12 protein-coding genes (1 of these 12 running past the window's edge) are annotated in these 10,787 nt (G+C 65.7%); 4 read left to right on the top strand and 8 right to left on the bottom strand.

Features of this window, described 5'->3' with window-relative positions:
• Positions 1 to 1,038: the 3' portion of an ABCB family ABC transporter ATP-binding protein/permease gene (locus A9D14_RS03350; RefSeq protein ID WP_066842941.1), read on the top strand. Its footprint begins 780 nt before the window's first position; 1,038 of the gene's 1,818 nt are visible here — the last part of the coding sequence; its start codon lies off the left edge, out of view; it ends in the stop codon at positions 1,036 to 1,038.
• A 150-nt stretch (positions 1,039 to 1,188) separates the two neighbouring features.
• Positions 1,189 to 2,682, top strand: a complete 1,494-nt coding sequence (locus A9D14_RS03345) for a SulP family inorganic anion transporter (protein ID WP_066842939.1) — start codon at positions 1,189 to 1,191, stop codon at positions 2,680 to 2,682.
• Between the two features lie 60 nt (positions 2,683 to 2,742).
• Here the strand turns inward: A9D14_RS03345 and A9D14_RS03340 are convergent, their stop codons facing one another.
• The 4 genes from A9D14_RS03340 to A9D14_RS03325 all read right to left on the bottom strand — a co-directional run bounded on the left by A9D14_RS03340 (position 2,743) and on the right by A9D14_RS03325 (position 5,439).
• Complete coding sequence (locus A9D14_RS03340; protein WP_066842937.1) at positions 2,743 to 2,937, bottom strand: DUF1737 domain-containing protein; 195 nt, start codon at positions 2,935 to 2,937, stop codon at positions 2,743 to 2,745.
• 14 nt (positions 2,938 to 2,951) lie between these two features.
• Positions 2,952 to 4,250: an ATP-dependent protease ATPase subunit HslU gene (hslU, locus tag A9D14_RS03335; protein ID WP_066842935.1), complete on the bottom strand. Its 1,299-nt coding sequence runs from the start codon at positions 4,248 to 4,250 to the stop codon at positions 2,952 to 2,954.
• Positions 4,251 to 4,263: 13 nt separating this feature from the next.
• Complete coding sequence (gene hslV, locus A9D14_RS03330; RefSeq protein ID WP_066842933.1) at positions 4,264 to 4,863, bottom strand: ATP-dependent protease subunit HslV; 600 nt, start codon at positions 4,861 to 4,863, stop codon at positions 4,264 to 4,266.
• Positions 4,864 to 4,941: 78 nt separating this feature from the next.
• Positions 4,942 to 5,439 (bottom strand): outer membrane protein assembly factor BamE, encoded by a 498-nt coding sequence (locus tag A9D14_RS03325; RefSeq protein ID WP_083987585.1) that lies wholly within the window; start codon positions 5,437 to 5,439, stop codon positions 4,942 to 4,944.
• A gap of 246 nt (positions 5,440 to 5,685) precedes the next feature.
• Between A9D14_RS03325 and A9D14_RS03320 the strand changes: the two genes are divergently transcribed.
• Complete coding sequence (locus A9D14_RS03320) at positions 5,686 to 6,198, top strand: ubiquinol-cytochrome C chaperone family protein (RefSeq protein WP_232468742.1); 513 nt, start codon at positions 5,686 to 5,688, stop codon at positions 6,196 to 6,198.
• Positions 6,195 to 6,716, top strand: coding sequence for a YceD family protein (locus A9D14_RS03315; RefSeq protein ID WP_066842929.1), 522 nt, complete (start codon positions 6,195 to 6,197; stop codon positions 6,714 to 6,716). The genes A9D14_RS03320 and A9D14_RS03315 overlap by 4 nt, the downstream gene beginning before the upstream one ends.
• Before the next feature lie 54 nt (positions 6,717 to 6,770).
• Here the strand turns inward: A9D14_RS03315 and A9D14_RS03310 are convergent, their stop codons facing one another.
• From A9D14_RS03310 to A9D14_RS03295, 4 genes are all read right to left on the bottom strand, one after another.
• A complete protein-coding gene (locus A9D14_RS03310) occupies positions 6,771 to 7,790 on the bottom strand; it encodes a 2-hydroxyacid dehydrogenase (protein ID WP_066848128.1) in 1,020 nt (339 codons plus the stop codon).
• A gap of 139 nt (positions 7,791 to 7,929) precedes the next feature.
• Complete coding sequence (ssb, locus tag A9D14_RS03305; protein WP_066842927.1) at positions 7,930 to 8,502, bottom strand: single-stranded DNA-binding protein; 573 nt, start codon at positions 8,500 to 8,502, stop codon at positions 7,930 to 7,932.
• 91 nt (positions 8,503 to 8,593) lie between these two features.
• The gene (gene feoB, locus A9D14_RS03300; RefSeq protein WP_066842925.1) at positions 8,594 to 10,444 is read right to left on the bottom strand and encodes a ferrous iron transporter B; all 1,851 of its coding nucleotides are present in this window, start codon (positions 10,442 to 10,444) and stop codon (positions 8,594 to 8,596) included.
• Positions 10,441 to 10,758: a FeoA family protein gene (locus A9D14_RS03295; protein WP_066848120.1), complete on the bottom strand. Its 318-nt coding sequence runs from the start codon at positions 10,756 to 10,758 to the stop codon at positions 10,441 to 10,443. Before A9D14_RS03295 ends, feoB begins: the two co-directional genes overlap by 4 nt.
• Between the last annotated feature and the right edge of the window lie 29 nt (positions 10,759 to 10,787).

The raw sequence follows: 10,787 nt of genomic DNA, 5'->3' as shown, positions 1-10,787 counted from the left end.
AACTCGCTGGGCCTGCTCAACATCGTGCAGGGGTTCATCACCAATGCGCTGATGGCGGGCGCGATGGGCTATACGGTGTGGGGCTGGAGCCAGGGGCGCCTTTCCACCGGCGACCTCGTGCTGGTGAACACCTATCTGACGCAGCTTTTCCGCCCGCTCGACCTGCTGGGCATGGTGTATCGCACCGTGCGGCAGGGCCTGATCGACATGGCCGAGATGTTCGCGCTGGTCGACACCCCGGTCGAGGTGTCGGACCCGCCGGGCGCGCCCGCGCTGATCATGCGGCAGCCGACCGTGCGCTTCGACAATGTGCGCTTCGGCTACGAACCTGACCGCGAGATCCTGAAATCGCTGTCCTTCCGGGTCGAGGCGGGCGAGCGCGTGGCCATCGTCGGCCCGTCGGGCGCGGGCAAGTCGACCATCGCGCGGCTGCTGTTCCGTTTCTACGATCCCACCTCGGGCCGCATCCTGGTATCGGGCAAGGACCTGACCAGCGTGACGCAGGAATCGCTGCGTTCGCAGATCGGCGTGGTTCCGCAGGACAGCGTGCTGTTCAACGACACCATCGGCTACAACATCGCCTATGGCCGCGAAGGCGCGACCCGCAGCGAGATCGAGGCCGCCGCGCGCGGTGCCGCCATCGCCGATTTCATCGAGCGCCTGCCCGACGGTTACGAAACCGAAGTGGGCGAACGCGGGCTGAAGCTGTCGGGCGGCGAGAAGCAGCGCGTGGCGATCGCGCGCACCCTGCTGAAGAACCCGCCGATCATCCTGTTCGACGAGGCGACCAGCGCGCTCGACACCAGGACCGAGCAGGAAATCATGCAGACCATCCGCGCGGTGGCGCGCGACCGCACGACCCTGACCATTGCCCACCGCCTGTCCACCGTGGTCGATGCCGACCGCATCCTCGTGCTCGACGAAGGGCGCCTTGTCGAAAGCGGCAGCCACGGCGAATTGCTGGCCCATGCCGGGCTCTATGCCGAAATGTGGCAGAGGCAGGCCGCCGACACCGCCAACGAGCCCGAACCGGTCTAGAGGCCGGCCGCTGGACCCCGCGCGCCCGGTTCCAGATCGCGGCCGAAAAGGGCCCGGTCTTGTCATTCGGTCGCCTTTGCTGCACATGCGAACCGAATTGACGCGCCTCCGACGCCGTCCAACCCGCTTCGCATCAGGCAGGATCCTACCATGATCAACACGGCCACGCTTCGCCGCGACTGGCTCTCCAACCCGCGCGCCGAGGTGCTTGCAGGCATCGTCGTCGCCCTGGCGCTCATCCCCGAGGCGATCGGTTTCTCGATCATCGCGGGCGTCGATCCGCGCGTGGGGCTCTATGCGTCGGTGGCTATCGCGATGGTGATCGCCTTCACCGGCGGGCGGCCGGGCATGATTTCCGCCGCGACCGCCGCGGTGGCGGTCGTCGTGGTGCCGCTGGTGCGCGATCACGGCGTCGAATATCTCTTCGCCGCGACGATCCTGATGGGCATCTTCCAGGGCATCGCGGCGCTGCTGCGGCTCGACCTTCTGATGCAGTTCGTCTCGCGATCGGTCATCACCGGCTTCGTCAATGCGCTGGCGATCCTGATCTTCATGGCGCAATTGCCCGAACTGACCGATGTCACATGGGTCACCTATGCGATGGTCGCCGCGGGGCTTGCGATCATCTACCTGTTCCCCCGGCTGACGACCGCCATCCCCTCGCCGCTGGTCGCGATCGTCGTGCTGTCGGTCATCTCGATCGCGATGCAGGCGCCGGTCAACACGGTGGCCGACATGGGCCAGCTGCCCGAAGGCCTGCCCTATTTCATCCTGCCCGACGTCCCGCTGACGTGGGAGACGCTGCGCATCATCGCCCCCTATTCGCTGACGATGGCCGCAGTGGGCCTGCTCGAATCGCTGCTGACCGCGCAGATCGTCGACGACATGACGCACACCGATTCGAACAAGCGCCGCGAATGCGCCGGTCAGGGCAGCGCGAATATCGTCGCGGCCCTGCTGGGCGGGATGGGCGGCTGCGCGATGATCGGCCAGTCGGTCATCAACGTCACCTCGGGCGGACGGGGCAGGCTTTCGACCTTCACCGCGGGCGCGTTCCTGCTGATCATGCTGTCGCTGCTGGGCCCCTGGGTCGGCCAGGTGCCGATGCCCGCGCTGGTCGCGGTGATGATCATGGTGTCGATTGGCACGTTCAGCTGGAACTCGATCCCCAACCTGCGCCGCCACCCCTGGCAGTCGAGCGTGGTGATGCTGGTCACCGTCGCCGTCGTCGTGGCGACTCACAATCTGGCGCTAGGCGTGCTGGCTGGCGTGATCCTGTCGGGCATCTTCTTTGCGCAGAAGGTGATGGGCATGTTCGGCGTGGTCCGCACGCGCCAGGACGACACGGCGATCTATACCGTGACCGGCCAGATCTTCTTCGCCAGTGTCGACCGCTTTCAGGCGGCGCTCGGCCCCGAAAGCGAGCAGCCAGATCCGGCAGGGCATGTGCTGATCGACGTCACCGCCGCGCATTTCTGGGACATCTCGGCGGTCGGCGCGCTGGACAAGGTGGTCGAACGGATGCGCCGCAATGGCCGAAGCGTGCAGGTGGTGGGGCTGAACCGCGCAAGTTCGGACCTGGTCGACAAATATGCGCTGACCGACAAGACCGGCGTCGAAATCGGGCTGGCGCCGCACCCCTGAGGCCGGATCACGGATGAAAGAAAGGGCGCCGTTTCGAATCGAACCGGCGCCTTGTTCTGTTCAGTCGGGATAGCCCGGCCAGACGACCGCCTGCGCGACCACTACCTGCTCTCCATCGAAGGTGAGCGCGGGCGATCCATGCAATTTCCAACCCTCTTCGAGCGCCTTGGACACACGTTCGCAAAACGCCTGGTCATTGCTGCCGGTCAGGCATCGATAAGGCAGGCGGCCATCTGGCGGGTTCGTCGCGGGCATGTCGGGGCTGTTCCTTACAGTATGTATTTCGACAGGTCGCTGTCGCTGGCCAGTTCGGCCAGCCGCTCCCTTACATAGGCGCGGTCGACGGTAACGGTCGTGCCGGTGCGTTCCTCCGCATCGAAGCTCACTTCCTCCAGCAGCTTTTCCATCACGGTCTGAAGGCGGCGGGCACCGATATTCTCGACGCTTTCGTTCACCTGCGCGGCGGTGGAGGCGATCTCGTCGATGGCGTCGGGCGTGAAGTTCAGCGTCACGTCCTCGGTCCCGATCAAAGCACGGTACTGGTCGACCAGATTCGCGCGGGTCTCCGACAGGATGCGCACGAAATCCTCTTCGGTCAGGGCGCGCAGTTCGACGCGGATCGGCAGGCGGCCCTGCAGTTCAGGCAGCATGTCCGACGGCTTCGACACATGGAACGCGCCCGACGCGATGAACAGGATATGGTCCGTCTTCATCGGGCCATATTTGGTGGCCACGGTCGTCCCCTCGATCAGGGGCAGCAGGTCGCGCTGCACGCCTTCGCGGCTGACGGTGCCGCCGCGCTGGTCGGACACAGCGATCTTGTCGATCTCGTCCAGGAACACGATCCCGTTCGATTCGGCATTGGCCAGAGCGACGCGTGCGACGTCGTCCTGATCCATGCGCTTTTCCGATTCCTCGTCGACCAGCTTGTCCCACGCCTGCGCCACGGTCAGCTTGCGGCGTTTCATCTTCTGGCCGCCGAACGCCTTGCCCATCATGTCGGACAGGTTGATCATGCCGATATTGCCGCCCATGCCGGGCAGCTCCATGTTCATGTTCGGCTGGTCCTCGACCTCGATCTCGACTTCCTTGTCGTTCATCGTGTCGTCGATGATCCGCAGGCGAAAGCTTTCGCGCGTCGCCTCGCTGGCATTGTCTCCGACCAAGGCATCGAGCAGGCGCTTCATCGCAGCCTCGCTCGCCGCTTCGCGAACGGCTTCGCGGCGGCGGTCCTTTTCCAGGCGAATCGCTTCCTCGGCCAGGTCGCGTGCGATCTGCTCGACGTCGCGTCCGACATAGCCGACCTCGGTGAACTTGGTCGCTTCCACCTTCACGAAGGGCGCGTCGGCCAGCTTGGCCAGCCGGCGACTGATCTCGGTCTTGCCGCAGCCGGTAGGGCCGATCATCAGGATATTCTTGGGCGTGACTTCCTCACGCAGCTCGGCGGCAAGGCGCTGGCGCCGCCAGCGATTGCGCAGCGCAACCGCCACCGCGCGCTTCGCGTCCTTCTGGCCGACGATATGTTCGTCCAGCGCAGCGACGATGGCCTTGGGTGTCAGGTTTCTCATGAATGTCTCTTGATCAGGGCGCGACGGTTTCGACCGTCACATTGTCATTGGTGAAGACGCAGATGTCTGCGGCGACCTTCATCGCCTTGCGCGCGATCTTTTCGGGATCATCCTCATAATCGGCGAGCGCCTTGGCGGCGGACAGCGCATAATTGCCGCCCGACCCGATTGCCGCGATGCCGCCTTCGGGTTCAAGCACGTCGCCATTGCCGGTGATCACCAGCAGCACGTCCTTGTCCGCCACGATCATCAACGCTTCCAGGTTGCGAAGATATTTGTCGGTGCGCCAGTCCTTGGCCAGTTCGACCGCGGCGCGCATCAGCTGGCCGCGATATTGCTCCAGCTTGCGCTCCAGCCGTTCGAACAGGGTAAAGGCGTCGGCGGTCGCACCCGCGAAACCGGCGATGACCTTGCCCTTCTCGGGCCCGCCCCCTTCCCCGGCGCCCAGCCGGCGAACCTTGCGGGCATTGGGCTTCATCACGGTATTGCCCATCGAAACCTGGCCGTCGCCCGCGATCACGGTGCGGTCGCCGCGCTTCACGCCGATGATGGTGGTGCCATGCCATGGCGTAAGGCCATGAGCCGATGCGCTATTGTGCGAATATCCGTCCATGCGGCGGGATATGGGGCCCGCGCAAACCGGTTCAAGTCGCCGCAGTCACGGTCACCGCAATCATCGACGACGCGAACCTTAGCTGCCGTTGGGTCCGGGACCACCCGGACCGCCGGTGCCCACGCCGCCCACCGTGCCGATATTGCCGAACAGATCCTCGATGAAGCTGCGGTCGCGGCCCATCGTCTCGGTCTCATCGCCATCGGGGCTGATATCGCGCACGTCGTCGATGCCGCCCTGGGTCACGCTGGTCACCGTGCCGCTGTCGTCGAAGGCGACCTTGAGAACGCGGTGCTCCTCGGTCTGGGGCACGCCGAACACGCGCTGCTCGGTCGTGGACGAGACGTAGTAATAGACGGGCGGCCCGTACTGGCTGGCAAAGCTGGGGTGACCAAGCGTGCCTTCCACCGACTGGCGATTGTCGACGCCGGGCTGGATCGCATCGGTCAAAGCGGGGTCGAACAGATAGCCGCGATGATCGCGGATCGCGGTGCAGCCGCCGGCCAGCAATGCCGCCGACGACATCGCGGCCAGAACGGCCAATCGGGAAACCTTGAAACGGGGCGTGGACTGCATGATCCGCCTTATCTGTCTTGATGCCGCGCGGCAGGCTTCCGCTTGGCGCGCGTTCTTACTATATCGTGTGTGGCAAGCCTTTAGAGCCTGACCCGCAGCCATACAAGTTCGCCCGCCGATTATCACCGCATGGGCCGCGAACTTCGTGCCGGGCGCACATGGGGCCTGCATTTTGCCGATTTAATGCCCGATGAACGATGGGTGCGAAAGCGCACCGCCAGCGGCCCGGGACAGGAGTGACCTGCGTTGAAGTCCTTATTCTCCCGCCTGTTCAGGCAGATCGAGCCAAGCGGCATCAATGCGTTGTGGCACGATGTGGTGGCCATCGCGCGCGAACCGGAATGGTACCGCGATGCGCAGGTCGCCGACACGATCGAGGGGCGCTTCGACATGGTCAGCGCCGTGACAGCCCTCACCATGGCGCGGCTGCAGGACTCGGGCGATCCGCGGCACGGCGTGGAGCTGACCGAACTGTTCATTACCGACATGGACGGCCAGCTGCGCGAGGAAGGCGTGGGCGACCTGATGGTCGGCAAGCACATCGGCAAGCTCGTGTCGGCGCTGGGCGGACGCATCTCTGCCTATCGCGAGGGGCTTGAGAGCGACGATCCGGCCGTGCTGGACGAAGCGGTGCGGCGCAACGTGACCCTGCTGGACGGCGCTTCGCCGGGGCCGGTCGCAAAGCGGCTTCGCGGCCTGTGGGCCGACCTTGCCGCCACCCCGATGGACCAGTTGCTTCAGGGAAAGGTCGCGCGATGAGCGATCTGCCCGGCTCGGAACTCACCCGCTGGATCGCGGTGCGCCAGTGCGACGGCCGCACCGCCGAAATCACCGCCGATGAAGCCGAGCGCGCCGCGCTTGCCGAGCGATTCTCGCTGGTGTCGATCGGTAGCCTTTCGGCCACGCTGAGCCTGTCGCGCGACGGCGAAAAGGTCGCCGCGAGCGGCCATATGCAAGCCGCCATCGTGCAGAGCTGCGCCATATCCGGTAATGATCTGCCCGCCCGAATCGACGAGGAGCTGGAATTGCTGTTCGTCCCCGCCAGGAGCGATTTCCGCCCAGACGAGGAGATCGAGCTGGAAGAAAGCGACCTCGACGAGATTCCGTACGAGGGCGACCGGTTCGACCTGGGCGAGGCGGTGGCGCAAAGCCTCGCGCTTGCCATCGATCCCTTCGCCACCGGCCCGGAGGCGGACCGGGTAAGGCAGGAAGTCGGTCTGGCAGAGCCGGAGAAGGAAAACCCCTTCGCGAAACTGAAGGGCCTGGGCCTGAACTGACGGCGCAGTCGCCGCGGGAATGTCTGTCAAGACTCCGGCAGACACAAGGGCCCCTTATTGGCGGCCCGCGAGCATGTCCATCGTCACCGGGTGCTTCGGCGTTCCCGTCTCTTCAAAGCGGGAGAGATTGGCAATGGTGGTGTCGGCGATCGCCTCCATCGCCTCGCGCGTGAAGAAGCCCTGGTGGCCGGTGATCAGCACGTTGGGAAAAGTCAGCAGGCGGGCGAATACATCGTCCTGAAGCACCTTGCCCGACAGATCCTCGAAGAACAGGTCGCCTTCCTCTTCATAGACGTCGAGGCCGACATGGCCGATCCGGACGCTCTTCAATCCCCCGATCAGTGCCTGCGCGTGGACTACCGCGCCGCGGCTGGTGTTGATCAGCATCGCGCCGGGTTTCATCGCCGCGATGGCGGCTTCGTCGATCAGATGCCGGGTACCCGGCGTAAGCGGGCAATGGAGCGACACGATGTCCGAGCGTGCCAGCAGTTCGTCCATTCCCACATAGCGCCCGCCCGCCTCCGCCAATGCGTCGGATGGGCAAGGATCACTGGCAATCACCTCGCAGCCGAACCCGTGCAGGATGGCGGCCACGCGCAGCCCGATCTGCCCGGTCCCGACGATGCCGGCCGTTTTGCCTTTCAGATCGAAACCGAGCAGTCCTTCCAGTGCGAAATTGCCTTCGCGCACGCGGGCATAGGCACGGTGGATCTTGCGATTAAGCGACAGGATCAACGCCAGCGTATGCTCGGCAATTGCATCGGGCGAATAGCCAGGCACGCGCGCCAGTGCGATACCGAGATCCCGGGCGGCGGCGACATCGACATTGTTGAAGCCCGCGCAGCGCAGCGCCGCAACCCGCACCCCCGCATCGGCAAGCGCTGCCAGCACCGGGCGGTCGAGCACATCGTTCACGAAGATGCAGATCGCGTCGTGCCCCTCTGCCATCCTTGCGGTGTGCACATCGAGATGGGTCTCGATAAAACTGAACTCGTGCCGCGATCCGGCGGAGCGATTGGCTTCGGCCAGGAAATCGCGGTCATAGGCGCGCGTGCTATAGACGGCGGTTCTCATCGGCACCTCCTGGATCCGAACGTAAAGCCTGCGGCCGCTTGCGTCCAGAAATGCGCTTTCCTGTGTGCCCTTCCCCACATGAAAACGCCCGGCAGTCGCTGACCGCCGGGCGCTTTGCCACCGGTTGCGGGATCGGCGATCAGAACGGGATGTCGTCGTCCAGATCGTCATAGCCGCCGCCCGAACCGCCGCCGGATCCACCGGCACCCGCTCCGCCAGCCGCGGCGCCGCCCTGGTTCCAGTTGCTGGAACCGCCGGTCGATCCGCCGCCCTGGTTCCAGCCGCCGCCCGACGATCCGCCGCCAGAGGACCCGCCCCAATCGCCGCCGCCGCCGCCGCCGCCGCCGCTTTTCCCGCCCTGCGCACCGTCGAGCATCGTCATCACGCCGCCGATGCCGCCCACCGAAATCTCGGTGGTGTAGCGGTCGTTGCCCGACTGATCCTGCCATTTGCGAGTACGCAGCTGGCCTTCGATATAGACCTTGCTGCCCTTGCGCAGAAAGCGTTCGACCACGCCGACAAGCCCGTCGGACTGGATCACGACGCTATGCCATTCGGTCCGTTCCTTGCGCTCGCCGGTCTGGCGGTCCTTCCAGTTTTCGGACGTCGCGATGCGCAGATTAGCTATGCGCCCGCCGTTCTGAAAGCTCTTGATCTCCGGGTCCGCGCCCAGATTGCCGATCAGCATGACCTTGTTGAGTGAACCCGCCATATTCCAGTCCTTCGTGAATTGCCTGGCCCAACACCTAGGGACGCGAACGCCATGCTGCCAGAGCCGGCGCGGGCGATTTCCCCATCTTCACCTAAAGCCCGGCGGAAACGGCGATCCAATAGGTCGCCCCCGCCGCCAGATAGGCCAGCGCGAACAGATAGGCGAGCATGAAGGCGGGCCATTTCCATCCGTTCGTCTCGCGCCGGGCGACCGCGATGGTCGACAGGCACTGCGGCGCGAAGACGAACCAGGCCAGGAAGGACAGCGCCATAGGCAGCGTCCAGTCCCGCGCCAGCCGGTCGCCAAGCGCCTCCGCGGTTTCATCCTCGTCGTCGCTGGCGACCGCATATGTGGTGGCGAGCGAGGACACGGCCACTTCGCGCGCGGCCATCGCGGGGATCAGCGCCAGAGCCATGTCGCGGTTGAAGCCGATCGGTTCGACCACCACGGCAAGGCCGCTGGCGATCCTGCCGGCGATCGACACGTCCACCTGGTCCTCGCCCGGACCGGCTTGCGGGAAGGACAGCAGCAGCCAGAGCACTACCGTGACCGAGAAGATGATCGTGCCCGCGCGGCGCAGGAATATCCACGCGCGCTGCCACAGGCCAAGCAGGATGTCGCCAAGGCGCGGCCATTGATAGCGCGGCAGTTCCATGATGAAGCCCGAAGCCCCGCCCTTCGCCACCGAGCGTCGCAGCACCAGCGCCACCAGCATCGCGCCGATGATCCCTGCAAGATAGAGCGCGAACAGCACGAGCCCCTGCAGCCCGATACCTCCGCCCACGGTTCGCGCCGGAATGAATGCCGCGATGATCACCGCATAGACGGGAAGCCGCGCCGAACAGGTCATCAGCGGGGCGATCAGAATGGTCGTCAGCCGGTCCTTGGGGTCGCTGATCGATCGGGTCGCCATGATGCCCGGAATCGCGCAGGCAAAGCTGGAGAGCAGCGGGATGAAGCTTCGCCCCGACAGGCCGACGAACGCCATCATGCGGTCCATCAGAAAGGCGGCGCGGGCCATGTAGCCCGATGCCTCCATCAGCAGGATGAACAGGAACAGGATCACGATCTGCGGCAGGAACACCACCACCGATCCGACGCCTGCCAGCAGCCCCTCTGTCACGGCGTCGCGCAACAGGTTTTCCGGGAAGGTCGCGGTCACCCAGCCGGACAGCGCGACGACCGCGCCGTCCAGCGCATCGGCAAAGGGCGTGGCCCAGGCGAACACCGCCTGGAACATCACGAACAGCAGGCCCAGCAGAATGACCGGACCCGCCCAGGGATTCAGCAGCACGCTGTCGAGCCCGCGATGCAGGCGGCGCTGCCGGGTTTCGGACAGGATCGCGGCCCTGGCCATGGCGCGGGCGGAGATGCGCCGTTCCGACATGTCGAGATTGTCCGAGATGATCGGCGCGGTGTTCTGCCGGTCGGCAGCCTGGCCAAGCACGTCGCCCAGCTCGCTCAGCCCGCGCCGGCGCACCGCCACCGTCTCGACCACCGGGACGCCCAGCGCGTTTCCAAGCGCCCCTGGGTCCAGAACCAGCCCGTCGCGCTTGGCCAAGTCGACCATGTTGAGCGCCACCACGACGGGCATGCCCAGCGCGATGATTTCCTGCGCGAAGACGAGATGCTGTTCCAGATTGTTCGCATCCAGCACCAGGATCAACGCATCGGGCTGGCGCTGGCCGTCCTGCTGCCCGGTGATGACGGCGCGCGTCACCTCCTCGTCCGGGCTGGAGGGATCGAGCGAATAGCTGCCGGGCAGGTCGATCAGCTCGACCGGCTCACCATCGGGGAGCAGCATGCGGCCCGACTTACGCTCTACCGTGACGCCGGGATAGTTGGCGATCTTCTGCCGCGCGCCGGTCAGCGCGTTGAAAAGGGCGCTCTTGCCGGAATTGGGGTTCCCGACCAGCGCCACCGTCTGGATGGGGCGCGTCATGCCGGAACGCCGATCTTTCCGTCATTCGGACGCTCTGCGGCGGGATGGGGCGCTTCCTCGGGCGCCGGTTCGACGCTGACGGCCAGCGCGTGCGAACGGCGCAGCGCGATCGTCATACGCCCAATCTCAAGCGCGATCGGGTCGCGACCCACGAAGATGCCGCGATGCGCCAGCCGCAGCACGGCGCCCGCGTCCAGACCCAGCGCGCGCAGTCGCCGTCCCTCGGCCGGGTCGAGCCGGTCCCAGTCGACCGCAAGAACGCGGACGGATGTGCCGAGCGCGCAATCGGCCAGTGAATCGCCAATCTGTGTCATGTCGGCTGCGGCGCTCGCATAGTCGGGCG

Source organism: Croceicoccus marinus, assembly GCF_001661675.2.
GTDB lineage: Bacteria > Pseudomonadota > Alphaproteobacteria > Sphingomonadales > Sphingomonadaceae > Croceicoccus > Croceicoccus marinus.
The sequence above is the reverse complement of the archived record's forward strand: the minus strand, read 5'-3'. Positions and strand labels throughout refer to the sequence as shown.

What these genes read in the sequence shown, in the direction of transcription:
- A9D14_RS03295 (WP_066848120.1), bottom strand. Translation starts at nt 10,758, where the DNA reads ATGACACAGATTGGCGATTCACTGGCCGATTGCGCGCTCGGCACATCC.
- A9D14_RS03340 (WP_066842937.1), bottom strand. Translation starts at nt 2,937, where the DNA reads ATGCCCGCGACGAACCCGCCAGATGGCCGCCTGCCTTATCGATGCCTG.
- feoB (WP_066842925.1), bottom strand. Translation starts at nt 10,444, where the DNA reads ATGACGCGCCCCATCCAGACGGTGGCGCTGGTCGGGAACCCCAATTCC.
- A9D14_RS03310 (WP_066848128.1), bottom strand. Translation starts at nt 7,790, where the DNA reads ATGAGAACCGCCGTCTATAGCACGCGCGCCTATGACCGCGATTTCCTG.
- A9D14_RS03315 (WP_066842929.1), top strand. Translation starts at nt 6,195, where the DNA reads ATGAGCGATCTGCCCGGCTCGGAACTCACCCGCTGGATCGCGGTGCGC.
- hslU (WP_066842935.1), bottom strand. Translation starts at nt 4,250, where the DNA reads ATGAGAAACCTGACACCCAAGGCCATCGTCGCTGCGCTGGACGAACAT.
- A9D14_RS03325 (WP_083987585.1), bottom strand. Translation starts at nt 5,439, where the DNA reads ATGCAGTCCACGCCCCGTTTCAAGGTTTCCCGATTGGCCGTTCTGGCC.
- ssb (WP_066842927.1), bottom strand. Translation starts at nt 8,502, where the DNA reads ATGGCGGGTTCACTCAACAAGGTCATGCTGATCGGCAATCTGGGCGCG.
- hslV (WP_066842933.1), bottom strand. Translation starts at nt 4,863, where the DNA reads ATGGACGGATATTCGCACAATAGCGCATCGGCTCATGGCCTTACGCCA.
- A9D14_RS03345 (WP_066842939.1), top strand. Translation starts at nt 1,189, where the DNA reads ATGATCAACACGGCCACGCTTCGCCGCGACTGGCTCTCCAACCCGCGC.